The 25,905-nt window shown below is 67.8% G+C and carries 22 protein-coding genes and 2 riboswitches; of the genes, 14 read left to right on the top strand and 8 right to left on the bottom strand.

Annotated features, from left to right (window positions below):
• Positions 1–152 precede the first annotated feature (152 nt).
• The 3 genes from AC50X9_RS02675 to AC50X9_RS02665 are packed head-to-tail and all read right to left on the bottom strand — an operon-like array spanning position 153 to position 4,532.
• Entirely contained in the window at positions 153–1,799 is a 1,647-nt protein-coding gene (locus AC50X9_RS02675; RefSeq protein WP_494889898.1) for a DNA repair helicase XPB, read from the bottom strand.
• Positions 1,796–4,288, bottom strand: a complete 2,493-nt coding sequence (locus AC50X9_RS02670; protein ID WP_494889896.1) for a helicase-associated domain-containing protein — start codon at positions 4,286–4,288, stop codon at positions 1,796–1,798. The genes AC50X9_RS02675 and AC50X9_RS02670 overlap by 4 nt, the downstream gene beginning before the upstream one ends.
• 10 nt (positions 4,289–4,298) lie before the next feature.
• Entirely contained in the window at positions 4,299–4,532 is a 234-nt protein-coding gene (locus AC50X9_RS02665) for a hypothetical protein (protein WP_494889894.1), read from the bottom strand.
• 178 nt (positions 4,533–4,710) lie between these two features.
• Between AC50X9_RS02665 and AC50X9_RS02660 the strand changes: the two genes are divergently transcribed.
• Genes AC50X9_RS02660 through AC50X9_RS02650 form a run of 3 tightly spaced genes read left to right on the top strand, consistent with a single transcriptional unit; the run spans position 4,711 to position 7,192 of the window.
• Positions 4,711–5,094, top strand: coding sequence for a cold-shock protein (locus AC50X9_RS02660; protein ID WP_494889892.1), 384 nt, complete (start codon positions 4,711–4,713; stop codon positions 5,092–5,094).
• Between the two features lie 8 nt (positions 5,095–5,102).
• A complete protein-coding gene (locus tag AC50X9_RS02655; protein ID WP_494889890.1) occupies positions 5,103–5,798 on the top strand; it encodes a DUF3027 domain-containing protein in 696 nt (231 codons plus the stop codon).
• A 44-nt stretch (positions 5,799–5,842) separates the two neighbouring features.
• Positions 5,843–7,192: an MFS transporter gene (locus AC50X9_RS02650; RefSeq protein WP_494890180.1), complete on the top strand. Its 1,350-nt coding sequence runs from the start codon at positions 5,843–5,845 to the stop codon at positions 7,190–7,192.
• A 27-nt stretch (positions 7,193–7,219) separates the two neighbouring features.
• Here AC50X9_RS02650 and serC read toward each other — a convergent pair whose 3' ends face one another.
• Positions 7,220–8,347: a phosphoserine transaminase gene (serC, locus tag AC50X9_RS02645; RefSeq protein ID WP_494889888.1), complete on the bottom strand. Its 1,128-nt coding sequence runs from the start codon at positions 8,345–8,347 to the stop codon at positions 7,220–7,222.
• Positions 8,348–8,607: 260 nt separating this feature from the next.
• On the opposite strand from serC, the gene AC50X9_RS02640 reads away from it, so the two are divergent.
• The 9 genes from AC50X9_RS02640 to AC50X9_RS02600 all read left to right on the top strand — a co-directional run bounded on the left by AC50X9_RS02640 (position 8,608) and on the right by AC50X9_RS02600 (position 19,296).
• The gene (locus tag AC50X9_RS02640) at positions 8,608–9,303 is read left to right on the top strand and encodes an iron-dependent transcriptional repressor DtxR (protein WP_494889886.1); all 696 of its coding nucleotides are present in this window, start codon (positions 8,608–8,610) and stop codon (positions 9,301–9,303) included.
• 145 nt (positions 9,304–9,448) lie between these two features.
• A riboswitch (cyclic di-AMP (ydaO/yuaA leader) is annotated at positions 9,449–9,664 on the top strand.
• Between the two features lie 2 nt (positions 9,665–9,666).
• Positions 9,667–10,485: a M23 family metallopeptidase gene (locus AC50X9_RS02635; protein ID WP_494889884.1), complete on the top strand. Its 819-nt coding sequence runs from the start codon at positions 9,667–9,669 to the stop codon at positions 10,483–10,485.
• A 146-nt stretch (positions 10,486–10,631) separates the two neighbouring features.
• Positions 10,632–10,790: riboswitch (cyclic di-AMP (ydaO/yuaA leader) on the top strand.
• Between the two features lie 309 nt (positions 10,791–11,099).
• Entirely contained in the window at positions 11,100–11,864 is a 765-nt protein-coding gene (locus AC50X9_RS02630; RefSeq protein WP_494889882.1) for an NlpC/P60 family protein, read from the top strand.
• A gap of 217 nt (positions 11,865–12,081) precedes the next feature.
• The gene (locus tag AC50X9_RS02625; RefSeq protein ID WP_494889880.1) at positions 12,082–12,582 is read left to right on the top strand and encodes an HNH endonuclease; all 501 of its coding nucleotides are present in this window, start codon (positions 12,082–12,084) and stop codon (positions 12,580–12,582) included.
• A gap of 107 nt (positions 12,583–12,689) precedes the next feature.
• Positions 12,690–13,445, top strand: a complete 756-nt coding sequence (gene mobA / locus AC50X9_RS02620; protein ID WP_494889878.1) for a molybdenum cofactor guanylyltransferase — start codon at positions 12,690–12,692, stop codon at positions 13,443–13,445.
• Positions 13,429–13,716 carry a DUF6457 domain-containing protein gene (locus AC50X9_RS02615; RefSeq protein WP_494889876.1) on the top strand — a complete coding sequence of 96 codons (288 nt, stop codon included), beginning with the start codon at positions 13,429–13,431 and terminating at the stop codon, positions 13,714–13,716. The genes mobA and AC50X9_RS02615 overlap by 17 nt, the downstream gene beginning before the upstream one ends.
• Complete coding sequence (locus tag AC50X9_RS02610; RefSeq protein WP_494889874.1) at positions 13,713–15,218, top strand: molybdopterin molybdotransferase MoeA; 1,506 nt, start codon at positions 13,713–13,715, stop codon at positions 15,216–15,218. Before AC50X9_RS02615 ends, AC50X9_RS02610 begins: the two co-directional genes overlap by 4 nt.
• A 76-nt stretch (positions 15,219–15,294) precedes the next feature.
• A complete protein-coding gene (gene fdhD / locus AC50X9_RS02605) occupies positions 15,295–16,170 on the top strand; it encodes a formate dehydrogenase accessory sulfurtransferase FdhD (RefSeq protein WP_494889872.1) in 876 nt (291 codons plus the stop codon).
• Between the two features lie 102 nt (positions 16,171–16,272).
• Positions 16,273–19,296, top strand: a complete 3,024-nt coding sequence (locus AC50X9_RS02600; protein WP_494889870.1) for an alpha-mannosidase — start codon at positions 16,273–16,275, stop codon at positions 19,294–19,296.
• Between the two features lie 419 nt (positions 19,297–19,715).
• On the opposite strand, the gene AC50X9_RS02595 is transcribed toward AC50X9_RS02600, so the two are convergent.
• Together AC50X9_RS02595 and AC50X9_RS02590 are read right to left on the bottom strand one after the other, a co-directional pair.
• A complete protein-coding gene (locus AC50X9_RS02595; RefSeq protein WP_494889868.1) occupies positions 19,716–20,444 on the bottom strand; it encodes a hypothetical protein in 729 nt (242 codons plus the stop codon).
• A complete protein-coding gene (locus AC50X9_RS02590; protein ID WP_494889866.1) occupies positions 20,441–21,187 on the bottom strand; it encodes a hypothetical protein in 747 nt (248 codons plus the stop codon). Before AC50X9_RS02590 ends, AC50X9_RS02595 begins: the two co-directional genes overlap by 4 nt.
• Before the next feature lie 241 nt (positions 21,188–21,428).
• Between AC50X9_RS02590 and AC50X9_RS02585 the strand changes: the two genes are divergently transcribed.
• Both AC50X9_RS02585 and AC50X9_RS02580 read left to right on the top strand, forming a co-directional pair.
• Positions 21,429–23,099, top strand: coding sequence for an ABC-F family ATP-binding cassette domain-containing protein (locus AC50X9_RS02585; RefSeq protein WP_494889864.1), 1,671 nt, complete (start codon positions 21,429–21,431; stop codon positions 23,097–23,099).
• A complete protein-coding gene (locus AC50X9_RS02580) occupies positions 23,096–25,009 on the top strand; it encodes an ABC transporter ATP-binding protein (protein ID WP_494889862.1) in 1,914 nt (637 codons plus the stop codon). Before AC50X9_RS02585 ends, AC50X9_RS02580 begins: the two co-directional genes overlap by 4 nt.
• Here AC50X9_RS02580 and AC50X9_RS02575 read toward each other — a convergent pair.
• On the bottom strand, positions 25,006–25,410 hold the full coding sequence (locus AC50X9_RS02575; RefSeq protein ID WP_494889859.1) for an NUDIX hydrolase: 405 nt from the start codon (positions 25,408–25,410) through the stop codon (positions 25,006–25,008). The two genes, AC50X9_RS02580 and AC50X9_RS02575, sit on opposite strands and share 4 nt — an antisense overlap.
• Entirely contained in the window at positions 25,407–25,904 is a 498-nt protein-coding gene (locus AC50X9_RS02570) for a DUF6314 family protein (protein ID WP_494889857.1), read from the bottom strand. The genes AC50X9_RS02575 and AC50X9_RS02570 overlap by 4 nt, the downstream gene beginning before the upstream one ends.
• Between the last annotated feature and the right edge of the window lies 1 nt (position 25,905).

Here is a 25,905-nt window from a genome sequence, read left to right as displayed (position 1 = left end):
TTCTGAATGGCAGGTGTGTGTTGGGTGGACGGCACTCACGGCGCCAGCAGGCTGACGTTGCGGAGGGCACGCCGCAGTTCCCGGTAGCGCTGCGGGCCCAGGGAGGCTGCCCGCTTGCGTTCGGTCTGGGCGTTGAGCTCGGGCAGCGGGCCTCAGCTAACTGTCCCCACGTCCTTCGCGTCCATGATCCGGTAGGCGTAGCCCTGCTCGGCAAGGAAGCGCTGGCGTTTGGCTGCAAAGTCCTGGTCCAGGGTGTCCCTGGCCACCAGGGAGTAGAAGCGGGCGGCGCGGCCGTCCTTCTTGGGCCTCAGCAGCCGGCCCAGGCGCTGGGCCTCCTCCTGCCGGGAGCCGAAGGAGCCGGAGACCTGGATGGCGACCGAAGCCTCGGGCAGGTCGATGGAGAAGTTGGCGACCTTGGACACCACAAGGGTCTGGACCTCGCCGGCCCGGAACGCCGCAAAGAGCTTCTGCCGGTCCTTGACGGACGTGTCGCCCTTGATCACCGGCGCCTGCAGGCGCTCGCCGATCTCGTCCAGTTGGTCGATGTACTGGCCGATCACCAGCAGCTGCTCGCCGGCGTGCTCGGCCACGAGCTGTTCCACCACCAGGGTTTTGGATTCGGACGTGGCGCACAGCCGGTATTTGTCCGCGTCCTCGGCCATGGCATAGGCCACGCGTTCGTCCCGGGGCAGGTCGATCCGGACCTCGACGCAGTCGGCGGGCGCGATGTAGCCCTGCGCCTCGATGTCCTTCCACGGCGCGTCGTAGCGCTTTGGTCCGATCAGGCTGAAGACTTCGCCCTCGCGGCCGTCTTCGCGGACCAGCGTGGCGGTCAGCCCGAGCCGGCGGCGCGCCTGCAGGTCTGCGGTCATCCGGAAGATCGGGGCGGGCAGCAGATGGACCTCGTCATAGATGATGAGTCCCCAGTCGTTGCCGTCCACCAGTTCCAGGTGGGGGTAGAGCCCGCCCCGCTTGGTGGTCAGCACCTGGTACGTGGCGATCGTGACGGGACGGACCTCCTTGACGGAGCCGGAGTATTCGCCGATTTCCTCTTCGGTGAGGGAGGTCCGCTTGAGCAGCTCGTCCTTCCACTGCCGGGCGGAAACGGTATTGGTCACCAGGATCAGCGTCGTGGTGGAGCTGGTGGCCATCGCGGCGGCACCGACCAGGGTCTTGCCGGCCCCGCAGGGGAGCACGACGACGCCGCTGCCGCCGGCCCAGAAATTCTCCATCGCCAGCTGCTGGTAGGGGCGGAGCTTCCAGCCGGATTCGTCGAGCATGATCGGATGCGGCGTCCCGTCCACGTAGCCGGCCAGGTCTTCAGCCGGCCAGCCGATTTTGAGCAGCAGCTGCTTGAGCTGCCCGCGCTGGGAGGAGTGCACGACGACGGTTTCGCCGTCGATCCTTGGCCCCAGGAGCGGGGCGATCTTTTTTGCCCGGCTGACCTCCTCCAGTACCGGATAGTCGGAGGTGCGCATAACCAGGCCGTGCTGGGGATCCTTTTCCAGCCGCAGCCGGCCGTAACGGGACATGGTTTCTTCGACGTCGATCAGCAGCGAGTGCGGAACCGGGAAACGGGAGTACTTGAGCAACGTGTCCAGCACCTTTTCGGCGTCGAGGCCGGCGGCCCGGGCGTTCCAAAGGCCCAGCGGAGTGAGCCGGTAGCTGTGCATGTGCTCGGGGGCGCGTTCCAGCTCGGCGAACGCCGCGATGGCATGCCGCGCCTCGGTGGCGAGTTCGTGGTCGACTTCGAGCAGGATGGTTTTGTCACTCTGGACGATCAGCGGTCCATCGTTCACTGGAGCAGTTCCTCTGCGGCTTCAACGTCAATAATCCGGTGGATGGACAGGACGCGTTCGGTTTCCTTCGCCGGATCGAACACCCGCACCCGTCCGCCGTTCACAGCTACCGGAACAACCGTTTCCCGCACGGCATTCCCCAGGCCGTCGACGACGTTGATCACCACACGCTGCTTGAGCCGGATCGCCTTCTGCAGGGTTTCCAGCCCCAGCTGGGTCGCTTCCTCACTGCCCGGCAGGACGGCACCGCGCCCGTTGCCACTCCCGGCGGGCCGTTCGCTGCGCAGCACGGCCAGCTGGGCATCGACGTCGGCTTCCGGAGGGGCGGTGCGCGGAGCGCTGTAGACCGGCCGCGCGCTGCCGGACACCGCAGTGGTGCGTCGCAGCCGGACGCCGCTTGCATCGGATTCTTCCACCGCAGGGGACAGGCCAAGATGGCGGAGGACCTGCGCCGTTTCCCGCGGCCCCGCACGCGAGATCAACACGGTGGGTGCTATCCGGACCAGACCCAGGGTGGAGGCGCCGGGCGTGTTGAGCAGTTCCAGGAGCGCGGTTTCGTCGTCGCTCTGGATGAACGTCGCGGCGGTCCCCACCCGCAGCTTGGCATGGCGGGAGGCGGTGTCCTCGATCAGGTATTTCAGCGGCTGCGGAATCACGGTGGCCGAGTGCAGGTCCAGGAAATCCAGCATGGTCTGGGCGTCCTGGCCCGCGTCGAGCGCCCGCCGGACCGAGGCGACGGAGAAACGGTAGATCGTTGCCGGGCCCTGGCCTTCGGCGTCGGCCATGGTGAGGAGCTTTTCGGTCAGTTCCGGGGCGAGGTAGCCGGGCGCCACGGCGGTGAGATCCGCCTGGAGCAGGACATGGTTCAGGGCCGCCGGCAGGTGGTCGCCCAGGATCCCCATCGCCTCGTCGGGCCGCTCCGCGGCGATGGCCGCCCCGATCTGGCTGAGTGCGCCGGAGCCGATCAGGCCAAGCATTTCGGCCTCGGCCAGGACACCCCCGATCAGCGAGCTGAAACGCCGTGCCATCCGGGGCTGGGTCCAGTCGGCGCGCTCGAGCACGGCCGCGGCGTCCAATACCGGCGCCTGCCCGTCCGCCGCCGCGGCCTCCCCGGTCAGCTCGGCAAGAATTTCCAGGATCCGCTTCCGGACCACGGGGGCGTCCGGCCGCTGCGCCTCGGCCGACAGCGCGTTGATGGTATTCCCGGCCGCACCCCTGTGAAGGGCCGGGACCACCGCCTGGCCGTTGACGGGCAGGCCGACCAGGGAGGGCGCCCGCTCGCTGGCGAGCCAGGCGTTGACGAGCCACAGCCATTGCTCCTGCCGCGGAAGCGTCAACCATTCGAGCTGCGCGGGCTGGACCCAGGCGGAATTATCCACGTCCAGGCGGATCAGGCCGGACAGGGCGCATAACTCCGCCAGCACCCCGGCGTCGTGCAGCCCGAGCCGCAGCGCGTCGGCCAGGCGTTTCAGCTCCCGGACGCCCACACCGCCGCTGCGCAGGGTGACGAGGGGTTGTTCCCGGATGGCGTAGAGCAGTTCGCCGACAAGCCGGAGGGTCTCGGCGATCGCGCCCAGGGCGGCGTTGCGGCGCAGCGCGGCGGTCGTGGAACCCAGCCGCGGCACCGGGGGAGTCAGGGCAAACTTTTCGATCACGTAACCGCCGCGCAGGGACACGCCGACGCTGTGCGGAAGCTCCACGTGGGCGGCGTCCAGCGGCACCAGCAAGCCGCGGGCCAGGAGCCAGTCCACTGGCCGGACGTCGGCGGGCTCGTGCAGGACGGAGGCGCGCCGTTGCGCCTGCGGGACGGCGCCCATGGCCCAGTTGCCGAAGCGTGCGAGCAGCGCCGCCGTGCGCTCCGGGGCGGCGGCCAGGATCTGCTGGAGGGATTCCGGGGTGGCGGTCCAGTGCTGCAGCGACAACGCGGCCTCCATCGGCGTGGTCGCCGGGGAGATCGCCGCTCCGCTCCGGTGCAGTTCCCCGACGAGCTGGACCACACGCTGGGCGAAGGCCGGCTGGAGCCGTACGAGTTCGGTGTAGCTGCGCCCCAGCCCGGCCGGGTAGATGCCGATCACGTCCTTGAGGCTGCCCACCGGCAGGTAATACCGCAGCTTCGCACCGGAAGCAGGTGCGGTGCCGTGCGGGGGTTCCGCCCGGTGGACCAGGGCCAGCTCCTGCAGCGACTGCAGCATCTTTTCAATTGAGTTCAGGGTGGCGCCGTTGACGAGTTTTTTCAGCATCGGGGCGGAGGCGCTGTGCCCGGTGTCCGTGTTCGTGCACAGGTGCAGGGTCTCGAGGACCTGCATTTGCGGGCGGTTGAGCCGCTCCAGGGCACGCTGTACGCTGACGCGGCCGCTGGCCCGGGCGGCGAGGGCAGCGAAGTCCGGCACGCCGGGGGAGATGAGGTCCGGCCGCGCGGCGAACAGGGCCCGCAACGCATCGTCGCTGCGTGCCTGGAGTTCCTTGCTGAGCGCGCGGATCAGGGACATCAGTGCAACGCTACCTTTCGTCGGGCCGTCGGGTCCGTCGCCGGGCTGCCACACCATCAATTACGAGCAGGAGCATCAGCAGGAAAGCGACGGGAAGCCCGTAGAGGGCCGTGGACGTGATCCAAACGGGGGACACGGCGTTGTTGAACGCCATCGCCATCACGACGCCGACTGCCGCGAGCGACAGGACGGCACAGACGGCCGCAGCGATCAATAGTGGCTGCCGGAAACGCAATGGTGTCATGGTGCTAACGCTAACAGTCCGGCCTGCTCCGCGCCCCAAACGGCCAAAGTGGGATTGGCAGGATAACCTTGAAGGAACAGACCAACACGGTCCGGACAGTCATACCCTGAACCCGTATATCCATGCGGATGCGGTGGCGGTCGGCCGTGTCACCAGCAGAACGAAGAAGGTTGATTACGTGCCTACCGGCAAGGTCAAGTGGTATGACAAGGAAAAGGGCTTCGGATTCCTCGCGGGCGAGGACGGCCAGGAGGTCTTCCTGCCCAAATCCGCGCTGCCCGTGGGCGTAACCGAACTCAAAGCCGGCACCCGGGTCGAATTCGGCGTGGCCGACGGGCGCAAGGGCGCCCAGGCCCTGGGCCTGCGTGTGCTGGACAAGACACCGTCCATCGCCAAGGCCAAGCGGCCCAGCCCGAAAGACCTTGCGCCGCTGGTGCAGGACCTCGTCTCCGTGCTGGACAACCTGTCCGGAACGCTGTCCGCCGGCAAATACCCGGAAGGCAACAAGGGCAAGGCGATCGCCGTCGCCCTGCGTAAGGTTGCCGACGAGCTGGACGCGTAGGTCTCGCGATGACTCCGGAATCTGATCAGAACGCGCCCCGGGCCGGGGACACGAAAGCCGCCGGGGACACGAACGCCGGCACCAAAGGCTCCAAGCCGCGCCCGGGGGTTCCCGTCTGGCGCACAGGCAAGCCCGATGCTTTCCTGGCTGCCTCCGTCGACGCTGCCCGTGCCGCCCTTGAAGGGATCGCCCCCGCCGAACAGATCGGCCCGCACCTCGCAGCCAAGAGCGAAGGCGACCGCCTGGTCACCCACCTCTTCGAGTCAAGGCTGGCCGGCTACGGCGGCTGGCAGTGGTACGCCGTGCTCACGCGCAACTCGCGGTCCAAGGTCGTTACGGTCGACGAGCTGGGCCTGCTGCCCTCCGAAGACTCGATCTTGGCGCCGGACTGGATCCCGTGGGCCGAGCGTGTGCGCCCGGGCGACGAACAGGGCGAGGATGAACTCGCGGACGCCGCACCCGCTGCACCCCTACCCGACGCCGGCGAACCCGACGCCGACAGCGCCCTCGATTCCGACAGCGCCCTCGATTCCGCGGACACGCCGGAGGACGACTCCGACGACGCTGATGGAAACGCCGATGGAGCCGGCGACGAGTACGACGCCGACGATGTTGACGACGACGATGCTGACGACGACGCTGACGCCGAAGACGACTCCGCAGCCGCCCCGGGCGACGAATTGCCCTCAGCGCAGGCTGACTAGCGGTTGGAACCATCCGGGGGCCTGCACGGTGAGGGCTGGACATGATGTCCACCTTCAAGTCACTGCATATCCTGAACTACCGGATCTGGTTCATCGGGGCCGTCATTTCCAATATCGGGACCTGGATGCAGCGCACTGCCCAGGACTGGCTGGTCTTTGACCACCTGACCGAGCACGATGCCAGCGCCATGGGCCTCACCATGGCCCTGCAACTCGGCCCGCAGCTCTTCCTCGCCCCCGTGGCCGGGCTGGTGGCCGACCGTTTCAGCCGCAAACAGCTGCTCGTCCTGACCCAGTCTGCGATGGCGCTGCTCAGCGCGGGCCTGGGCATCCTGGTGGTTTCCGGGGCGGCGCAGCTGTGGCATGTTTACGGCTTCGCCCTGCTGCTCGGTGTTGTGTCCGCCCTCGATGCCCCCGTGCGCCAGACTTTCGTCTCCGAACTCGTCCGTGACGATTACCTGCCCAACGCGGTGGCCCTCAACAGTGCGTCCTTCAATGTCGCCAGGATGATCGGGCCCGCAGTCGCCGGCATCCTCACGGTCGCCGTCGGGCCCGGCTGGGTCTTCCTGATCAACACCCTGACCTTCGTCGCCCTGCTGCTGAGCCTGTGGCGGATTCCGACGGCGTCGCTGCGCCAGCTCCCCCGGGCAGCGGCTGGCAAGGGCCGGATCCGCGAGGGCCTGAGGTATGTGCGGTTCCGCCCGGACATCGTCGTGGTCCTGGTCGCCGTTTTTATTGTGGGCACCCTCGGACTGAATTTCGTGCTCTTCATCGCGGCCATGGTCGGAACAGAATTCGGCCTGGACGCCAGCGCCTTCGGTCTGATGAATTCCATCATGGCCATTGGCTCCGTCGCCGGGGCCCTGCTCTCCGCCGGGCGAAAAAAGCCCAGGCTGCGGATCATTTTCGGGGCTGCCGGAGCCTTCGGCGTGACCTCGGGCATCGCCGCGCTGGCCCCCAGCTACTTCTGGTTCGGTGTGGCGCTGGTTCCGGTGGGGCTGTTCGCCATCACCATGCTGACCAGCGCCAACGGTTACGTCCAGACGACCACGGACCCCGTGATGCGCGGCCGGGTGATGGCGCTGTACATGGCGATCTTTATGGGCGGCACACCCATCGGGGCGCCGTTCGTGGGATGGATCGCCAACGTCGCCGGCCCCCGCTGGTCCCTGAGCGTCGCGGCGGCCTCCGGCCTGGTCGCGGCCCTGATCGGCCTGGTGTGGATTGTCAGGGCCCGGCAGCTGCGGATCCGGTTCGACCGCCGCGCCCGCGGGCTGCGGCACTTCCGCGTGGTATCCGCCGCTGCCCGCGGCGGAACCGGCCCCGACGAAAACGCATCCGACGGGGACGGCGCCGGCCGGGGACAAAAACCCGACGACGCCGTCGACCGCTGACGCTTCAGCGCCGGGATGGGCGCGGAGCTACTTCTGCAGCTCGCCCACAACGAAATCGATGCATTCCAGCAGCGCCGACACATCGTCGGGCTCGATCGCCACGAAGGTCGCAATGCGGAGCTGGTTGCGGCCCAGCTTGCGGTACGGCTCGGTGTCGACGATGCCGTTGGCGCGAAGCACCTTGGCGATCGCCGCGGCGTCGATGGAGTCATCGAAGTCGATCGTGGCGATGACGTTGGACCGTTCCTCAGCGTTCGCGACAAACGGGGTGGCGTACTCCGATGCCTCGGCCCAGCGGTAAATGCGGCCGGCGGAATCCGCGGTCCGTGACGAGGCGAAGTCCAGCCCTCCGCTGGCGTTGAGCCACTGCACCTGGGCATCCAGGGTGACGAGCGTGGCCAGCGCCGGCGTGTTGTAGGTCTGGTTCAGCCGCGAGTTGTCGATCGCCGTCTGCAGGTCCAGGAAGTCCGGGATCCATCGTCCGCCGGCCTTGATCCGCGCCGCGCGCTCCAGCGCTGCCGGGGAGAACAAACCCAGCCACAGGCCGCCGTCGGAGGCAAAGTTCTTCTGCGGGGCGAAGTAGTAAACGTCCGCCTCGGCGACGTCGACGTCGAGCCCGCCGGCAGCCGAGGTGGCGTCAACCAGGACGAGGGAGTCCGCGTCGGCACCGGCTACACGCTGGACCGGAGCAGCGACACCCGTTGACGTTTCGTTCTGGGGCCAGGCGTAGACGTCGACGCCGGCCTCGGCCCGGGCTGCCGGGCGTGTGCCAGGTTCGGACTTGATGATGGAGGAGTCCGCGAGGAACGGTGCCTTGTTGGTGGCGGCGGCAAATTTTGAGCCAAACTCGCCGAAGGACAAGTGCTGTGCCTTGTTTTCGACCAGGCCGAAGCTCGCGATGTCCCAGAAGGCGGTGGACCCGCCGACGCCCAGGATGACCTCGTAGCCCTCCGGGGCGCGGAAAAACTCGCTGAGCCCGGTCCGGACCGATCCCACGAGGTTCTTGACCGGCGCCTGCCGGTGGGAGGTGCCGAGCAGCTTCGACGACGCGGCCAGGGCCGCCAGCTGTTCCGGACGGACCTTGGAAGGTCCGGCGCCGAACCGGCCGTCCTTGGGCAGGAGGTTTGCGGGAATCGTGATGCTGGTGTCGCTCACTGTGGCTCCAATTTTCGGCAGGTTCGAGGTGCGGCTCGGGGTGGCCCGGCAGGATGGCTGCGGCGGAGCCACCGTTTCATTCTGCCTGACTGCCGGGCGGGGCGGGGAAAAGGGACCGTCACAGTCCGGTCATTGAGATTATCCGGAGTAATTCAAAATAGGCTAAGCTGGCCTGCGAACGTAGCGGACCCCGCCAGGGCGCCAGCCGCAGGCGGTACCGTGGGAATCACGTAAGGACGGCGCTCGAGGAGCTGAGCTGAATGACGGACCTGATCGATACAACCGAGATGTATCTCCGGACCATTCTCGAACTTGAAGAAGAAAACATTGTCGCCCTGCGCGCCCGGATCGCCGAGCGACTGCGCCACTCAGGGCCCACCGTTTCCCAGACCGTTGGACGCATGGAGCGCGATGGCCTGGTGGTTGTTACCGGCGACCGGCACCTTGAACTGACCGAAACCGGCCGGAAACGTGCCATTGGGGTGATGCGCAAGCACCGCCTCGCCGAGCGGCTGCTTGCCGACGTGATCGGCCTCGACTGGGCGTATGTCCATGAGGAAGCCTGCCGCTGGGAGCACGTGATGAGCGAACGGGTGGAGCGGCGGATCTTCGAATTGCTAAACCACCCCACGGTCTCGCCGTACGGCAACCCGATTCCCGGCCTCGCGGAACTGGGCGGACTGGCTTCCGAGCCCCACGCACCGGGCGTCGTGAACCTGCTCGAAGCCATGGCCGGCTACGGGCCGGATTCCCGGATCAGGGTGAGCCGCCTCGCCGAGCCCATCCAGGTGGAACCGGAACTGCTCGTCCAACTGGACGAGGGAGGCATCCGCCCCGGCGCCAGTGTTTCGCTGGAGCGGGTAGGGGAGTACATCTCGGTGCGAGTGCCGGAGATCGAAGGCGCCCTGGAGCTGCCACCCGAGGTTGCAGCCCACGTCTTTGTTACCGTCGATTAGCCGGCACTAACTGACAGCTGATGCGACGACCCATGAGTTGTGCACAGCTTCGATAACGGATTTATCTCTGAATGGCTTAATCGCCTATAGTTGGTCTCTAGTACCGATACCAAAGCGTTACCTGATCCGAAGCCGAGCTCTGCCAGCGGATCAGTAGCAGAACCACCTTTCTGGCAGGGGCGGGGGAACCACTTCCGGCTGTTTCAACAGCCTTGGGGTGAAGTCCGTCAGCGGCGAGTACCCTCCACCAACGGACCCTTTGGATCCCTTTGTGCCTGGATTCTTGCCACGGCGGACCGGGTCTTTGATCTCTCTGACCCGAATCCGACAGCTAACTTCGCAGGCTCTCCAGAGAGGAACCTTTTGACCACCCAGACCGCCAGGGGCCGCCGTCGTGCGACCGGTCCCGCTCCGGAGTCCCGTCCGGCCGTCGCCTTGCTGGCAGACCGCCCACGTGACGCGCACCGCGACGCACGCCGGGACCGCCGCAGTCCGTTCCGCCAGGTAACTGACTTCGCGGCCGCCAGTGGCGTGGGGCAAAAGGCCGGCCTCGCCCTGGCCGCCACGGGACTGGTCCTCACTGTCACCGTCCCCGCGACGGGCCCGGTCATGGCCACGGACACCTCCGCCGCCGGTTCCATCTCCGCCGCGGTCCAGCCCGACATCACGGCCGCCGAAGCCAAGATTGACTTCAGCCGTAGCGCCGTCACCACCCAGGGTGACCCGGACGGAAAGCTCAAGCAGTTGCTGAGTGCGCAGTCCGCCGGGTCGATCACCCGTGCAGCCTCCGCAGGCAGCCTCGGGGCGCCCCTCGCCCAGCTGAAAACGGCTTCGCCCTTCGGCTACCGCGTCAGCCCCATCACCGGCGGCTCCGGGGAGTTCCACCGCGGCCAGGACTATGCCGCCCAGTGCGGCAGCGCCGTCCTGGCGGCTGCCAGCGGCACGGTGACGTTCACCGGATGGCATCCCTACGGTGGAGGAAACCGGGTAGTGGTCGACCACGGCAACGGCCTGGAGACCACCTACAACCACCTGTCCTCGGCCACCGTCAAGGTGGGCCAGCAGGTCTCCCGCGGCGATGTCGTGGCAATGTCCGGCACCACCGGTGCCTCCACCGGCTGCCACCTCCACTTTGAAGTCATGGTCAACGGCGAAGTCGTCGACCCGACCGGCTGGCTCTAAAAGCTGATGGGGCGCTCTCGCATTCTTGTGACACGCCGTGATCTGAATGTGACATTGCCTCCCAACTGCTGTACCGTTTGACCTACGCCAACTTTTCCGAAGTTGGCGCTCTTGAGTGGATTGCCTAGCTCTGCCACCGCTCAAGGTCCGTTCGCATGACATCGTCTGGCAGGGGCGGGGGAACCAATTTTGGTCTTCGCAAGAAGACCTTGGGGTTAAGTCGCAAAGCTTCCCAGGAAGCAGCGCGGCCGGGTGACTCCCATCCGAATCCGACAGCTCACCTCGCAGGCATTGGGAGAGGCTACTTTCGTGTCTTCACGCCACAATGCTGCGCTTCACCGCGCTGGCGCGGCTCTTACGAGCCCGCTGAAATCCAACCTCCGTGTCGTCCTTGCCGGCGCCCGGAACGGATTCCACTCCGCCGACTCAATCTCTGCTGAGTCCGGCCCGCAGGCCATGCACCTGCAAGCAGTTCCCGCTTTTGGCGCGTCTTCGCAGTACACCCTTCGCTAAGTAACCCATTTCGGGGCGATCCGGCGTACCCCCAAGATGCCGGAGCGTCCTCAGACCGCGCCTGAAAAGCGCGGACCCAGGATCACGAAAGAGAGAACTGAATGACTACTCGTGCAAACGCACGGCACCGCGCCGAGGTCACCAAGACCAACTCGCTGGCCGTCATTGCCAAGGCTGTCGGCGACAACGCCGGCGGCATGGGTCGCCAGGCAGCCGTTATCGCTGCTGCTTCCGGCCTCGTCCTGACCAGCGGTATCGCAGCCAACGCTGCTGAGACCAACGTCCAGCGCGAAGCCACCTCCGCTTCCACCCTCGAGGTTCAGGCTGCTTCCCCGGCGACCATCTCGGCCGCCTCCACGATCGCCATCTCCTACGAGAAGCCGGCCGTCACCACTTCCCCGGCCCCCGTCGTCGAGGCCCCCAAGCCTGTCGTCAAGGTCGAGGAAGCTCCCGCCGCCAAGACCGCCGGCACCCAGGTCGGAGGCGCCACCCTGACTGCCGCCTCGACTGCCACCAAGGCACCTGCCGTTTCCAGTGGCATGGGCGCGACCATCGCCGCGGCTGCCTACGCCCAGCTCGGTATCGGCCAGGACTGCACCGCCCTCGCCACGAACGCGCTGGCTGCTGCCGGCATCAACTACCACGGCTGGCCGGCAGGTTACCTGTCCCTCGGCCGCACCGTGAGCGCCGCCGAGGCACGCTCCGGCGACCTCGCGTACTACCAGAACGGCGGCTCGGGCATGGCCCACATCGCCGTCTACGTCGGCAACGGCATGGCCGTCCACGGCGGCTGGAACGGCGGGACCACGTCCCTGCAGAGCGTCAACGTCGGCTCCGGCCCGGTCTTCATCCGCATCGGCGGCTAAGACCACAGCAACGAAAACCGAAGGGACCCCCGCCGTTTGGCGGGGGTCCCTTTGCATTGCCGCCGGGTGAACTTTCGAGGGCTGCGGTCGTGGCGCGATAAAAATATTCGGTAAATCGGCACCTCCGTGTTTACTCTTGTTTTGTCCATAGCCCGACCAAGCAGAGGGCAGCCGGCCCTCGTGCCCCTGGCGGGTGCGGCCGTGAAGAGGTATGCGGATGCGCACTCTCGTTCTAAATGCTGGATATGAACCGCTGGCGGTTGTCACTTTCCGCCGGGCACTCGTGCTGGTGCTGACCGGAAAGGCCAGCGTCGTGGCGGAAGGCGACAATCCTGTCGTCGGGCCCCAGGACGTCCTTGGCCGGCCCTCGGTGATTCTGCTGAATCGCTACATCAGGCCCCGGTACAACAACATAACGGCTGTCAGTCGCCGCGGCGTGCTTCGCCGGGACGGACACCGTTGCGCGTACTGCGGGAAGGCGGCCCACACCATTGATCATGTCCAGCCCAAATCCAGGGGTGGTGCGGATTCCTGGGAGAACCTCGTCGCTGCCTGCCTGCGCTGCAACAATGCCAAAGGGGACCATACGCCGGGTGAAATGGGCTGGAAGCTGAGCTTCAGCCCGGCGCCGCCCCGCGGGACAACCTGGCAGATCAAGGAACTGGAGAAGCCGACGCCGGCCTGGGACCCTTTCCTGCTGCCGGAATCTGCTGCCTGAACCGGTCCGGCGATTCGTGCCGGCGATTCGGTCCGATCGTGTTCGGTCCGATCGCGCGTTCGGTCCGGCCGGAGTGGCGGCCTGCCGGACCGCGTTAGGCTGGGCGGGTGGAATTTGATGCTGTCATCCTCTCCGGTGGGAGGTCATCCCGGCTGGGCGGCGTGCCCAAGTCCGGCCTGATGCACGACGGCGCCACCCTCCTTGAGCACGCCCTTCGGGCCGTCCGCGGCGCGGCAGCGGTCGCCGTCGTCGGGCCCGACCCCGGAGACCTGCCGGACGGTGTGGTCAGCTGCCGGGAGGACCCGCCCTATGCCGGACCTGCCGCCGCCATCGCGGCAGGGCTTGCCGCCCTGGAACGGAACCGCGCCCACGACCCGCGCCACCCTGCCGCCGCGCCCTTCACCCTCGTACTTGCCTGCGACATGCCCCGGGCGGACGCCGCCGTCCGGGCGCTGCTCGGCGCGGTCGCCGCAGCCACTGGGCACGACGGGCTTATGGCACTGTCGCGGGATGGACGGCGTCAACCCCTTGTGGGCTTGTATAGCACAGCCGTGCTACAACAGCGCGCGGCCGATGCGGCCCGGCGCGGTGCCCTCGAAAACGCCTCGGTATTCGCGCTTCTTGCTAGGCTGGAGGTGCGGGAAGTAAGCGTCCCCGAGGGGTCCACGGATGATGTGGACACTTGGGACGATGCCTCCGCATTAGGGGTTACCCGCCCGCCGGAACGGCATGGCAGCGACCGTCCTGAACACGACCGTCCCGAACGAGACAGTCTTGATCGGGACGGCCGAGACCGTGGCATCCGGCCCGGGGATCCCCAGCTGAACTCAACCTTGGAGGCAAACGGTGAAAAGCCAGGATGAAACACTCGAAGACTGGTGCCGTGCCCTGCTTCAGGCCCTGGAACTGGAAGACGTCGAGGTTGACGTGAACGAGGTCCTTGCCCTCGCCGGAGTGGCGGCGCACGCCGTGGTGCGCCCGGCCGCACCGTTGACGACGTTCATCGCCGGCTTCGCGGCTGGTCTGGCCTCCGGCTCCGGACAGGCCTCGGATGCCACCTCCATGCAGGCCGCGATGGGCGTAGCCCGCAAACTCGCCACGGACTACGCAGCCAGCGAAGCCTCAGGGGCATGACAGCTGCACCCCCTCACGGCAGCCCAGCTGCCGCCGGGGACGAGCCTGCAACGACCACCCCCGACGCCGGCCCGGCACCCGGGCATCCGGACGAGACTTCCGCTGGGCCGGCCCCCGACGCCGCGGGCGAGGCGCCGCAGGCGGAGGCACCGCATCGGCACCTGGCGCACACCTGGCAGGAAGCCTGGCAGCTCGCCTTCGACTGTGCTGCCCCGATCCCCGCCGCACCCGTTGCCCTGCGCGAGGCCCTGGGCCGGACACTGGCCGCCGATGTGGAGGCACTCGTGGACCTGCCGCACTACGCCTCCTCCGCCATGGACGGCTGGGCCGTCAACGGCAGCGGACCCTGGATCCTCGCGGAACCCGGCCAGCGGCTGGCACCCCACCAGGCCAGTCCGATTGTCACGGGCGGACTGATTCCTCCCGGGGCGAAGGCCGTGCTGCGCAGCGAAAGCGGCACCATCGCCAGCGATGAGGACGGACTGCCGGTCCTGCGCCTCGGCGGCGGCGCCAAACCCGGTGAGCCGCGGAACGGCGAACACATCCGCAAGGCCGCGGAGGAAGCCTCCGCCGGCGAAGTGCTGATCAAAGCCGGCGCCATCCTCAACCCTGCCCACCTCGCGCTCGCTGCCGTCGGCGGTCACGACGCCCTCCCGGTGCTGGGCAAAGCCTTGGTCCGGCTGGTGTTTACCGGCTCGGAGGTGGTCACGGCGGGGATCCCGCAGCCGGGGGAGGTGCGCGACACCTTCGGCCCCCAGCTCGCAGGCGTCGTGGAGATGCTCGGCGGAATCTGCACCGGCGAAACGAAAATCGGCGACAGCTACGCCGAATGGCTGACCGCCCTCGAGGACACCGACCCTGCGGCGGAAAACGGCGCGGCTCCAGCCACGCAGACTCCCGGTCCCGCCGCGGAACTGCTGCCCGCCGACGTCGTCATCACCACCGGCGGCACCGGCCGGTCCGGCACCGACCACCTGCGCCGTTCGGTCGCGGAGCTCGGTGGACGCCTGCTCATCGACGGCATTGCCATGCGGCCGGGCCATCCGGCCGTGCTGGCTGAACTGCCGGACGGCAGGTTCATTATCGGGCTTCCGGGGAACCCGCTCGCGGCCATGATGGCACTGTCAACCATCGGGGCCCCGCTGCTTGCGGCGCTGGGGCACCGGACCCTGCCGCCCGTGACCGAGGTTCACTGCGGCTCCATGATCGAACCCGACCCCGGCAGGACCCGGCTGATGCCATTCCGGCTCCTCTACGGCATGGCCTCCCCGGCGCAGCACACCGGCCCGGGGATGATGCGCGGACTGGCCGCAGCCGACGGCGTCCTGGTGGTCCCGCCGCATGGCGTGCAGCTGGGCGAACTCGTCCCTGCCTTCGCCCTACCCTGGCGTACCCCCCTCCCGGCGCCGGTCACGGTGAAGGACAAGCCCGCCCCCAAACGGACCGCCCGGAAGCCCGCCGGCACCGGCGGCCCGGTGGACTGGAGCGAACTGCTGGGGTAATGCCCGGCCTGGAACGCGCGCTGGCCACCCGGCCCAGTGCTTGCCATGATGGAGTTATGTTGGTTAGGAGTACCTGATGGGCCGCCTCACGCAGCGCCGCAAGGTGCACAAGTATGTCCTGGACGGGTCGCCGCAGGCCCTTGAATTCCCCGTCCGGCACCGGGAGGACGTGCTGGCCGTCGAGGAGCCGCTGGAAATCCGGCTCGGCGGCTTGTCCTTCTCCGTCACGATGCGGACCCCCGGGCACGACTTTGACCTCGTCGCGGGCTTCCTCGTCTCCGAGGGCATCATCTGGAGCCCCGAACAGCTCGTCTCGCTGCGGTTCTGCGCCGGGGAGGACGAGAACGGCGTCCAGACCTTCAACGTGGTGGAAGCCCAGCTGAGGCCCGACGTCGTCCGCCCGGACACCGGGCGGAACATCTTCACCTCCAGCTCCTGCGGCATCTGCGGCACGGACTCAATCGAAGCCGTGCACAAGTCCTCCCACTACAGCCCCGCCGAGGACCCGCTGACAGTCCCGCTGGCCACGCTCGCGTCCCTCCCGGACCGGCTGCGGGAAGCCCAGGCAGTCTTCGACGTCACCGGCGGCGTGCACGCGGCCGGACTTTTCCGGATCGCCGAGGACGGCTCCGCCGACCTGCTGTGCGTGCGCGAGGATGTGGGACGCCACAATGCCGTGGACAAGGTGGTCGGCTGGGCCCTCCGCGAAAACCTGCTGCCGCTGCGCGGCACCGTGCTCCAGGTCTCCGGGCGGGCGTCCTTCGAACTGGTGCAGAAGGCCGCCCTGGCCGGGATCCCCGCCCTCGCCGCGGTCAGCGCGCCGTCGAGCCTTGCCGTCGAACTGGCCGATGCCAGCGGCATCACGCTGGCCGGGTTCAGCCGCGGCACGTCGCTGAATGTGTACGCCGGTGCCCGGCGTGTGGCCGGGGTGCCCGCGCCCGTCGGCAGCTAGCGTCAACTGGAGGCCCCTTGGCTTGGGCGGCGCGGCAAAGTAAATTTTATCCAACGATTGGATGCATTTCAGTGTCATCCACGCAGCGCTAAGAGGAACTCATTGCACGACGACCGCCGTCTCACGGAAGTCCGGCTCGACCGATTTGTTCGCGAACGCATCGTCCCTGCGGTCTACCCGCGCAGTGTGCCGCTCACCCTGAGCAGCTGGGACGTCCCGAATGAGCCGGTGCCCGCCACGGAGGCGCTGCGGCAGCAGTTCACGCCCCAGGACCACGGAGCTGCCTGGGGACGGCCGTGGAGCACCAAATGGCTCCGCCTGCAGGGACAGATTCCGGACGCCTGGGGAACGGCGCCCGGCACCTCGGTGGAAATCATCGTGGACCTCGGTTTCAGCAGCGACCTTCCCGGCTTTCAATGTGAGGGAATCGCCTGGCGGCCGGATGGAACCATCATCAAAGCCATCTCGCCGCGGAACCAGTACATCCCGCTGAAGCTCCTCGGCAGCGGAATGTCCGTCGATTTCTTCGTGGAGGCCGCCGCCAACCCCGATCTGTCGCAGGGGTGGACGTTCGCGGCCACGCCCTACGGCGACAAGGCGACCTCCGGAAACGAACCAAAATACCGGCTCGGCCTGATCGCCATCGCCGAGTTCAACCAGACCGTCTGGGAGCTGCGGCAGGACATCTGGACGCTCAATGGCCTGATGCACGAGCTGCCGATGGAACTTCCCCGCCGTCATGAAATCCTGCGGGCGCTGGAACGCATGCTGGACGTCCTGGATCCTGATGACGTCCCGGGCACGGCAGCCGCGGGCCGTGAGGCCCTCGCGGGCGTCCTGGCCCGCCCGGCGTACGCCTCCGCGCACCACCTGCTCGCCACCGGGCACGCGCACATCGACTCCGCCTGGCTCTGGCCGGTCCGTGAAACCATCCGCAAGTGCGCCCGCACCTTCTCCAACGTCCTGGCACTGATGGACGAGGATCCCGCGTTCGTGTTTTCCTGCTCCTCGGCCCAGCAGCTCGCCTGGATCAAGGAGCAGTACCCGGAGCTTTTCGAACGGATTCGGGAGAAGGTCAGAACCGGCCAGTTTGTCCCGGTGGGCGGCATGTGGGTCGAGTCGGACACCAACATGCCCGGCGGCGAGGCCATGGCCCGCCAGTTCCTGGAAGGCAAGAGCTTCTTCCTGGCCGAATTCGGCATGGAATGCGAGGAGGCCTGGCTTCCAGACACCTTCGGTTACTCGGCGGCCATGCCGCAGATCGTCAAGGCCGCCGGCAGCAAGTGGTTCCTCACCCAAAAAATCTCCTGGAACCAGGTCAACCGGATGCCGCACCACACGTTCAACTGGGAAGGGATCGACGGCACCCGGCTTTTCACGCATTTCCCGCCGGTGGACAGCTACAGCTCCGAGCTCAGCGGCCGGGAGCTCGCCCACGCCGAGCGCAACTACCGGGACCACGGCCGGGGCACGAGGTCGCTGGTCCCGTTTGGCTATGGCGACGGCGGCGGCGGGCCCACCCGCGAGATGCTCGCGGCGGCGCGCCGCACCGCTGACCTCGAGGGATCGCCGAAAGTGGAGCTCGGCTCCGCCGCCAGCTTCTTCGCCCGCGCGCAGGCCGAGTACGAGGTACTTCCGGTCTGGGTCGGCGAGATGTATCTCGAACTGCACCGCGGCACGTACACCAGCCAGGCCAAAACCAAACTGGGTAACCGGCGCAGCGAGCACCTGCTGCGCGAAGCCGAACTCTGGTGCGCCACGGCGGCGGTGCGCGCCGGGTTCAGCTACCCGGCGGCAGAGCTCAAGCGGCTCTGGCGTTTGGTCCTGCTGCAGCAGTTCCATGACATCCTCCCGGGCAGCTCGATCGCGTGGGTGCACCAGGACGCCGAGCGGAACTACGCCGCCGTCGGCACGCAACTTGAGGCGATCATCGCCGATGCCGCGGCTGCGGTGCTGGGTGCCGGAGACACCGAATTCCTGCTCAATGCAGCCCCGCACCCGCGGCACGGCGTCGCCCCGCTCGGCGCGGCAGAACCGGTCGTCCCCGGCCAGCCGGTGCAGGCCACCGAAGCCGGCGGCGGCTACATCCTCGACAACGGGATTATCCGCGCCGCCATCAACGCCGACGGCCTGCTGGAATCCCTGGTCGACTATGCGAGCGGGCGCGACGCGATCGCCCCCGGGCAGTTCGGGAACCTGCTGGAGCTGCACCGGGACACACCCAACGAATGGGATGCGTGGGACATCGACGCCTTCTACCGCCGCAACGTCGTCCGGCTGACCGCTGCAAGGTCGGTGGGGGTCGAGCGCAGCGGCCGGGGCGCCGCCGTCGTAGTTGAACGGCTGGCGGGCGCTTCCGCGGTGACCCAGCGGATCTCGCTGGAGCCCGGAGCGGCGTCGCTCGCGATTTCCACGGCCGTAGACTGGCACGAAAGCGAAAAGCTGCTCAAGCTCGGGTTCGCCCTCGACGTCCGGGCGGACCGCTCGGCCTCGGAGACGCAGTTCGGCCACGTCTTCCGCCCGACGACCCTCAACACCTCCTGGGAAACCGCGAAGTTCGAGATCTGCGCGCACCGGTGGATCCACGTCGCCGAGCCGGGCTACGGGGTGGCGGTTTCCAACTCATCGACCTACGGCCATGACGTCACCCGGACCATCCGCGAGGACGACGGCGGGACGACCACCACGGTGCGACTCTCGCTGCTGCGCGCCCCCAAGTTTCCGGACCCCGGCGCGGACCGCGGCCGGCACGAGTTGAACGTCACCATCCGGCCCGGCGCCGGTATCGCCGACGCGGTCGAGGAGGGCTACCGCTCCAACCTGGCGCCGAGGGTGCTGCAGGGCGCCCATGGCGTGGAACCGATTATCACGGTGTCCAACCCGGCCCTCGTTGTGGAAGCCGTGAAGCTGGCAGAGGATGGCTCAGGCGATGTGATCGTGCGGATCTACGAATCGCTGGGGGAGCGCTCCGCTGGACTCGTGACGGCCCGATTCGGCGCCGGCGGCGTCCACCCGGTGGACCTGCTGGAGCGTCCGGCCGCGGCGCCGGGCGTCACGGCGTCGGGGGACTCGGCGGACCTGGCGCTTCGGCCCTTCCAGCTGGTCACTTTGAGATTCGTGCGCTGAGGCCGGCGGCCCGGGGAAACTCACACCGCGCCGGCAAAGGAGCTTTAACCAGGCTGAGTGGGAGCGGTCCAGCTGGACCGCTACCACTCATCCCCCCAATGGCGCTTAGGCGGCTGCCTCGGCCTCGCACGGATCCTCCCCGTTCACGAAACGACTGCCGCTTTCACACATTCATGATTCTCTCACGGTCTAATGATTTTGTGAATGCCTGGAGGGTAGTCTGACGTAACGTTGCCTTAGCGTTACCTGATGTGTCCGCGATCAGCCCGGAGAACCAGAACGCGGCGAGGCCAGGGACATAACCCAGAGCCGCTGCGTAGTTGACGAAGTGCTGTGCCCCGGCCCAGCTGCCCGGCGCGAAATATACAGGAATGCCCAAAACCGCGAACAGGGCGCCGGTAATGAGGATGCCACAGTGCCTATCCGGTCAATTTAGTCTGCGACGTCTTAGCTGCCACGATCTTAGACAGCCAGATCGCGGCAAGCCCGGCGACGAGGCACAGCACCGCGCCGTAGTTCAGGACGAACCGAAGGTATCCCAGCGACGCGGGAATTACCGGCGACAGGAGGCTGAAAGTCATGGCAACCGAACCCGTAGCCAACAAGGCAGCGCCGAGCCGCACGAGGCCGGGCAGCGTGCTGCGGACCGTCCTCACCATGGCGGGCAAAAGGGCTAGCGTGATGTACGCGGGATAGAGGCGCCCAGCGGCGCCGTAGTATTCGACCAGCGCTCCGTTGTAGGCATCTTTGGCGGAAACGCTGACTAATCCGGCGGACGAACCCACGGTGTCCATCATCAGGAAGACAACAACGACCGTCACCGCTGCCGCTCCGGCAATAGTGATCCCGGCGGGGCCGGTGATCAGCCGGAGGGCGTCGTCGGCACCGAAGGCGCGGGCGATTCTGAGTCCGAGGATGAAGATAATACCGAAAATGATGAAGCGCAGCACGAGGTTGGCGATGTTCACGCCGCCGACGACCCGGTCCACTTCCAGATAGGGTGCATCGATGCTCAACAAGATTCCCACAGTCATTAACGCGTAGGCGAAGAACAGCGATCGATTCTCACCCCGGAGGGCGCTCGGAATCCGTGCGACCGCGACAAGAGCGCAGACCGCGAGCGTAGTCCACTGAAGGATCGCGATCACCCGAGGTTCTCCCATATCTTTTTTGTTTGTTCGTGTTCGTGTTCCTGCCGGCGCAGGGATTTACCGAGGGACTGCAGGCGCTCGCCGGCCAGGGCCGTGAGCTCGCCATCGGAGAGCGCGTCCAGCGCGGCTTGTTTAGCTTCCGGCGGCCAACCGGCCTCGGCTTCCGTGATCAAGCCCGTGGCGACGAGTCCGCCAGTGAATCCTACGCCCGCGGCGCGGGCGGTCGCGACCGCCAGCTCCGGGGAGAGCCGATTGGCGGTCAACTGGGCCGAATAGTTCTGCGGCGCGACACCGGTGGCGGCGGAGACCCGGTGCCGCAGCTCGCCGTCGTCGATCGCGTCCACCCAGTTCCGGACCGAGGTGGCATGGGGGGCGGGCCCGAGGTCGGGCGTCAAGGCACTGCCGTCATCGCCGTAGCCTCCGTACGCGGGCGAGGAGCGGGATATGACCGCGCGGAGCAGATCCATGGTGGCAACCTGGCTGACCAGTTCGGCGGCGGTCGGCGGCTGCGGTTGCCCGGCCAGCTCGGCGTAGGCGCCGAAGCCGGCCAGTTCGGCGAGCGGACTCAGCTTCAGGGCCCGGCTGATGCTGACGAGGGTGGTTTCGGCGACTTTTCCGCGGACCAGCTGCTGGGCGAGGGTGGTGCGCTTGATCCCGGAGATCCTGCAGATGTCGGAGGTGCTAGCGGTGGGGGCGACGACATGGAGCCAGAGTTGAAACGCCTTGGCGGGTAAGGGCATTTATGGCTTCCTGCAGAGTCGAATGCCGGCGCGGCTTCCGAGGTTCGGTGGAGCGCCGACTTCGTTGATTTTACGGGAGGTGCTGATTCAACTATGCTAAATGCTCGAACCCGCTGGTCCGTACACCCCCCAAGTCCGGACCAGCGGGTTCTTTCATGCCCGGCGTCTCCTGGCGCCTGGATTGCCCGCCGGCGGACCGTTTTGGACCACCCGTTTTGGGCCGCGGTGAGAGGATGGACTAATGACTGCAACCCTTGTTGCCAAGGACCTCACCGGTGGCCACGACCACCGCACGCTCTTCTCCAAACTCTCCCTGACCGTCGCGCCGGGGGACGTCGTCGGCGTCGTCGGAGCCAATGGTGCGGGCAAATCCACGCTGCTCCGGCTGCTGGCCGGCGTCGACGCGCCGCAGGAGGGAACCGTCAGCCTTTCCCCGGCAGACGCGTTTGTGGGCTGGCTCCCGCAGGAACACGAGCGGATCGAGGGCGAAACGGTCGGCGGCTACATCGCCCGGCGCACCGGCTGCGCCCAGGCCACCCGGGACATGGAGTCCGCGGCCGAGGCTCTGGGCACTGGCGCGCCGGGCTCCGACGACGACTATTCCCTCGCGTTCGACCGCTGGATGGCCTCCGGCGCCGCGGACCTGGAAGACCGCGTCCCGGCCGTGCTGGCTGACCTGGGCCTCGAAGTCGGCCAGGACGCCGACATGACCGGGCTCTCCGGCGGCCAGGCGGCCCGCGTGGCGCTGGCGGCGCTGCTGCTGAGCCGCTTCGACATTGTGCTGCTGGACGAACCCACCAACGACCTGGACCTCAACGGTCTGGCCAAACTCGAGGCGTTCGTGCAGGGCCTCCGCGGCGGCGTGGTGCTGGTGTCCCATGACCGGGAGTTCCTCGCCCGCTGCGTGACCACCATCGTGGAGCTGGACCTCGCGCAAAACTCCGTGGCGGTCTACGACGGCGGCTACGAGGCCTACCTGGAGGAGCGGGCCGTGGCGCGCCGGCATGCCCGCGAACGGTATGAGGAGTTCGCCAACACCAAGGCCGATCTCGTCTCCCGGGCCCGTACCCAGCGCGAGTGGAGCTCCCAGGGTGTCCGCAACGCGATGAAGAAGAACCCGGACAACGACAAGATCCGGCGCGCGGCCAGCACCGAGTCCTCCGAAAAGCAGGGCCAGAAGGTCCGCCAGATGGAATCCCGCATCGCCCGGCTCGAGGAGGTCGATGAACCCCGCAAGGAGTGGCAGCTGCAGTTCAGCATCGGCCAGGCCCCGCGTTCCAGCGCCGTCGTGGCGACGCTCCGCGACGCCGTCGTGCACCAGGGGGACTTCACGCTCGGACCGGTGAACCTGCAGCTCAACGCCGGGGAACGGATTGGCATCACCGGGCCCAACGGCGCGGGCAAGTCCACCCTGCTCCGCCTGCTGCTGGGCGTCCAGCGGCCCGATGCCGGCGACGCCTCGAGGGGCGCCTCGGTCGCCGTCGGTGAGATCGACCAGGCAAGGGGGTTGCTGGCCGGCGATCTGAAACTGGGCGACGCCGTCGAAGCCGTGCTGACGGACCAAACCCCGGCCGAAGTCCGCACCCTGCTGGCCAAGTTCGGGCTCAAGGCCGACCACACGTCCCGCCCGGTTGATTCCCTCTCGCCGGGGGAGCGGACCCGTGCTGCCCTGGCCCTGCTGCAGGCCCGCGGCGTGAACCTGCTCGTACTCGACGAACCCACCAACCATCTGGACCTGCCGGCGATCGAACAGCTCGAGGGAGCCCTCGAAAGCTACGACGGCGCCCTGCTGCTGGTCACGCACGACCGCCGGCTGCTGGAAAACGTGCGCCTTGACGCGCGCTGGGACGTGGACAACGGCGCCGTCACCGAGCTCTTGGGCCATACCGCCCCGAAAGGCAACAAAAAATGAGCATGGACCGGGTAGCCTGGAGCTCCCTTTACAACATCACGCGGGCCTCGAGCGGCTCGAAGCCGTTCTCGAAGGAGACGCTCAAGCGGGTTTTCAGCTTCGCCCGCCCGCACAAGGGCAAGCTGATCGCCTTTGTCCTGCTGTCGATCGTGATGGCCGTGCTCGCCGTCGCCACCCCGGTCCTCGCCGGCCAGGTGGTTGACGCGATCATCGCCGGGGCGGGCACCGACGTCGTGGTCTGGCTGGCCGTGCTGATCGCCATCGTGGCGGTGGCCGAAGCCGGGCTGGGACTCGTCACGCGCTGGCTGTCCTCCACCATCGGCGAGGGTGTGATCGTGGACCTGCGCACCAAGGTCTTCGACCATGTGCAGAAAATGCCGATCGCCTTCTTCACCCGCACCCGCACCGGGGCACTCGTGAGCCGGCTGAACAACGACGTGATCGGCGCGCAGTCGGCGTTCGCCGGAACCCTGTCCGGGGTCGTCAGCAACGTCGTGGCCCTCGCCCTGACCCTCGTGGTGATGCTGGGGAAGTCCTGGCTCATCACCGTGCTCGCCATGATCCTGCTGCCGATCTTCCTGATCCCGGCCCGCCGGATGGGCTCCAAGCTGGCCGACCTGCGCCGTGAAGCCGCCGAGCACAACGCGTCCATGGGCACCCAGATGACGGAACGATTCTCCGCACCGGGCGCCACCCTGGTGAAGCTCTTCGGCCGCCCCGACGAGGAATCCCGGGAGTTCGCCGTCCGCGCCGGGCGCGTGCGGGATATCGGCATCCGCACTGCGATGCTGCAGTTCACCTTCGTAACCGCCCTGACGCTCGTTTCGGCGCTGGCCCTTGCGCTGGTCTACGGCCTGGGCGGCTTCCTGGCGCTGCAGGGGCAGCTGGCCGCGGGCGACGTCGTCGTGCTGGCCCTGCTGCTCACCCGCCTGTACGCGCCGCTCACCGCGCTCTCCAACGCCCGGGTCGAAATCATGAGCGCCCTGGTCAGCTTCGAACGCGTCTTCGAGATCCTGGACCTCAAGCCGCTCATCCAGCAGAAGCCCGACGCGGTGACCTCGCCGGCCGGGCCGCTGTCCGTGGAGTTCGACGACGTCCGCTTCTCCTACCCCGCGGCGGACAAGGTCTCGCTGGCCTCCCTGGAGGACGTGTCCACGCTCGACACCCGCGGCGGCGAAGAGGTGCTGCACGGCATCAGCTTCCGCGTGGAACCCGGGCAGACCGTCGCCCTGGTGGGCTCCTCGGGGGCCGGCAAGTCCACCATCGCGCAGCTGCTCTCGCGCCTGTACGACGTCGATTCCGGCGCCGTCCGCTTCGGCGGAAGCACGCCTGGAACCGACGTGGACGTCCGTGACCTGACCTTCGATTCGATGCGGCAGACCCTCGGCATGGTCACGCAGGACGGCCACCTGTTCCACGAGAGCATCGCCTCCAACCTGCGCCTGGCCCGTCCGGAGGCCAGCGACGAGCTCATGTGGGACGTGCTGCGGCAGGCCCGGCTGGAAGACATGATCCGTTCGCTTCCGGACGGCCTGGATACCGTGGTGGGGGAGCGCGGCTACCGGCTGTCGGGCGGCGAACGCCAGCGGCTCACCATCGCCCGGCTGCTTATTGCGCAGCCGCGCGTCGTGATCCTGGACGAGGCCACCGCGGCCCTGGACTCGACCAATGAGGCCGCGGTCCAGGAGGCGCTGGGCGCGGCACTCGAGGGCCGCACCGCCGTCGTGATCGCACACCGGCTCTCAACCATCCGGGCCGCGGACGCCATCCTGGTGGTGGAGGACGGCCGGATCGTCGAGCGCGGCACGCACACCGAACTGCTCGCCGCCGAGGGACGGTACGCCGAGCTGTACCGCACCCAGTTCAGCGAGGCCAGCGCTGTGGCCGAAGACGCCGTTCCGGGAACCTAGCCGGGCTGACCGGCGAGGGCGGGCAGGACGTGGTCGGTGAGCAGCGGGGCGAGATCGTCCGGCAGCTCCCCGGCCAGGTCAAGCCAGCGGATCTCGACGATCTCCGCGGACGGATGGGCCTGCCAGACCCCAGGGGCCGTAAAGACCGTAGCCTGGATCTGCGTCGCGGCCTCGTTGGCGGCGTCCGCGAACCAGATGCCCAGGAGCACCAGTTCGTCCGCCGCGAGGACAATCCCGACTTCTTCGGCCAGTTCCCGGGCGGCCGTCTGGGCCGCGGTCTCGCCCGCCTCGGGCTTACCACCGGGATGCATGAACTTGTCCGTGCCCCGTTTGCGGACGGTCAGGAGGCGTCCTGCCTCGTCGAAGACACAGACCGCGGAGACAACGATGAGCGGGTTCATGCCGCGGAGCCCGTGGCGCGGCGCAGGACCGACGTGAGCAGCTGGTCCTTCGCCGGCCCGGTGACATCCCACTCATAGCGGAACTCGTCCGGGCCGATCCGGGTGTAGCGCACGCGGTAGGTGTCGGGGTCGCACCAGTGCTGGTCCTGGCTGCTCTGCGGGCCGAAGCCGATGCGGTGGAACGGCCGGCCGTCCGGGAAGGACATGTCCATCGAGTCCGGCGCGCCGGCGGGGCGGAGCAGGTACTCCCGGCTGGCGGGACCGGTGAACGGTGTGCCGGCCGGACCGCCGGGGACTGACGCCCAGGAAACGGTGCCCTCTTCGCGGAGACGGAGGCCGCCGTCGTCGAGTGTTTCGGTGAAGCGGACGACGCCGGTGAAGGTCCCCCGGCTGCCGGTGGACCGGTCCAGGAGGGTACGTTGCACGGTCCAGTCGCACAGCAGGTAGGCACGGAGATCGAAATCCGGAGCGTCGTCCGGGGACTGGGGGTTCAAG

This window comes from Pseudarthrobacter sp. HLT1-3 (assembly GCF_059383535.1).
This window is presented reverse-complemented; position numbering and strand designations above follow the sequence as displayed.

Excerpts from the sequence above, each read along its gene's own strand:
- AC50X9_RS02670 (WP_494889896.1), bottom strand. The coding sequence starts at position 4,288 with ATGTCCCTGATCCGCGCGCTCAGCAAGGAACTCCAGGCACGCAGCGAC.
- AC50X9_RS02665 (WP_494889894.1), bottom strand. The coding sequence starts at position 4,532 with ATGACACCATTGCGTTTCCGGCAGCCACTATTGATCGCTGCGGCCGTC.
- AC50X9_RS02655 (WP_494889890.1), top strand. The coding sequence starts at position 5,103 with ATGACTCCGGAATCTGATCAGAACGCGCCCCGGGCCGGGGACACGAAA.
- AC50X9_RS02650 (WP_494890180.1), top strand. The coding sequence starts at position 5,843 with ATGTCCACCTTCAAGTCACTGCATATCCTGAACTACCGGATCTGGTTC.
- AC50X9_RS02640 (WP_494889886.1), top strand. The coding sequence starts at position 8,608 with ATGACGGACCTGATCGATACAACCGAGATGTATCTCCGGACCATTCTC.
- AC50X9_RS02630 (WP_494889882.1), top strand. The coding sequence starts at position 11,100 with ATGACTACTCGTGCAAACGCACGGCACCGCGCCGAGGTCACCAAGACC.
- AC50X9_RS02625 (WP_494889880.1), top strand. The coding sequence starts at position 12,082 with ATGCGCACTCTCGTTCTAAATGCTGGATATGAACCGCTGGCGGTTGTC.
- AC50X9_RS02610 (WP_494889874.1), top strand. The coding sequence starts at position 13,713 with ATGACAGCTGCACCCCCTCACGGCAGCCCAGCTGCCGCCGGGGACGAG.
- fdhD (WP_494889872.1), top strand. The coding sequence starts at position 15,295 with ATGGGCCGCCTCACGCAGCGCCGCAAGGTGCACAAGTATGTCCTGGAC.
- AC50X9_RS02590 (WP_494889866.1), bottom strand. The coding sequence starts at position 21,187 with ATGCCCTTACCCGCCAAGGCGTTTCAACTCTGGCTCCATGTCGTCGCC.
- AC50X9_RS02585 (WP_494889864.1), top strand. The coding sequence starts at position 21,429 with ATGACTGCAACCCTTGTTGCCAAGGACCTCACCGGTGGCCACGACCAC.
- AC50X9_RS02580 (WP_494889862.1), top strand. The coding sequence starts at position 23,096 with ATGAGCATGGACCGGGTAGCCTGGAGCTCCCTTTACAACATCACGCGG.
- AC50X9_RS02575 (WP_494889859.1), bottom strand. The coding sequence starts at position 25,410 with ATGAACCCGCTCATCGTTGTCTCCGCGGTCTGTGTCTTCGACGAGGCA.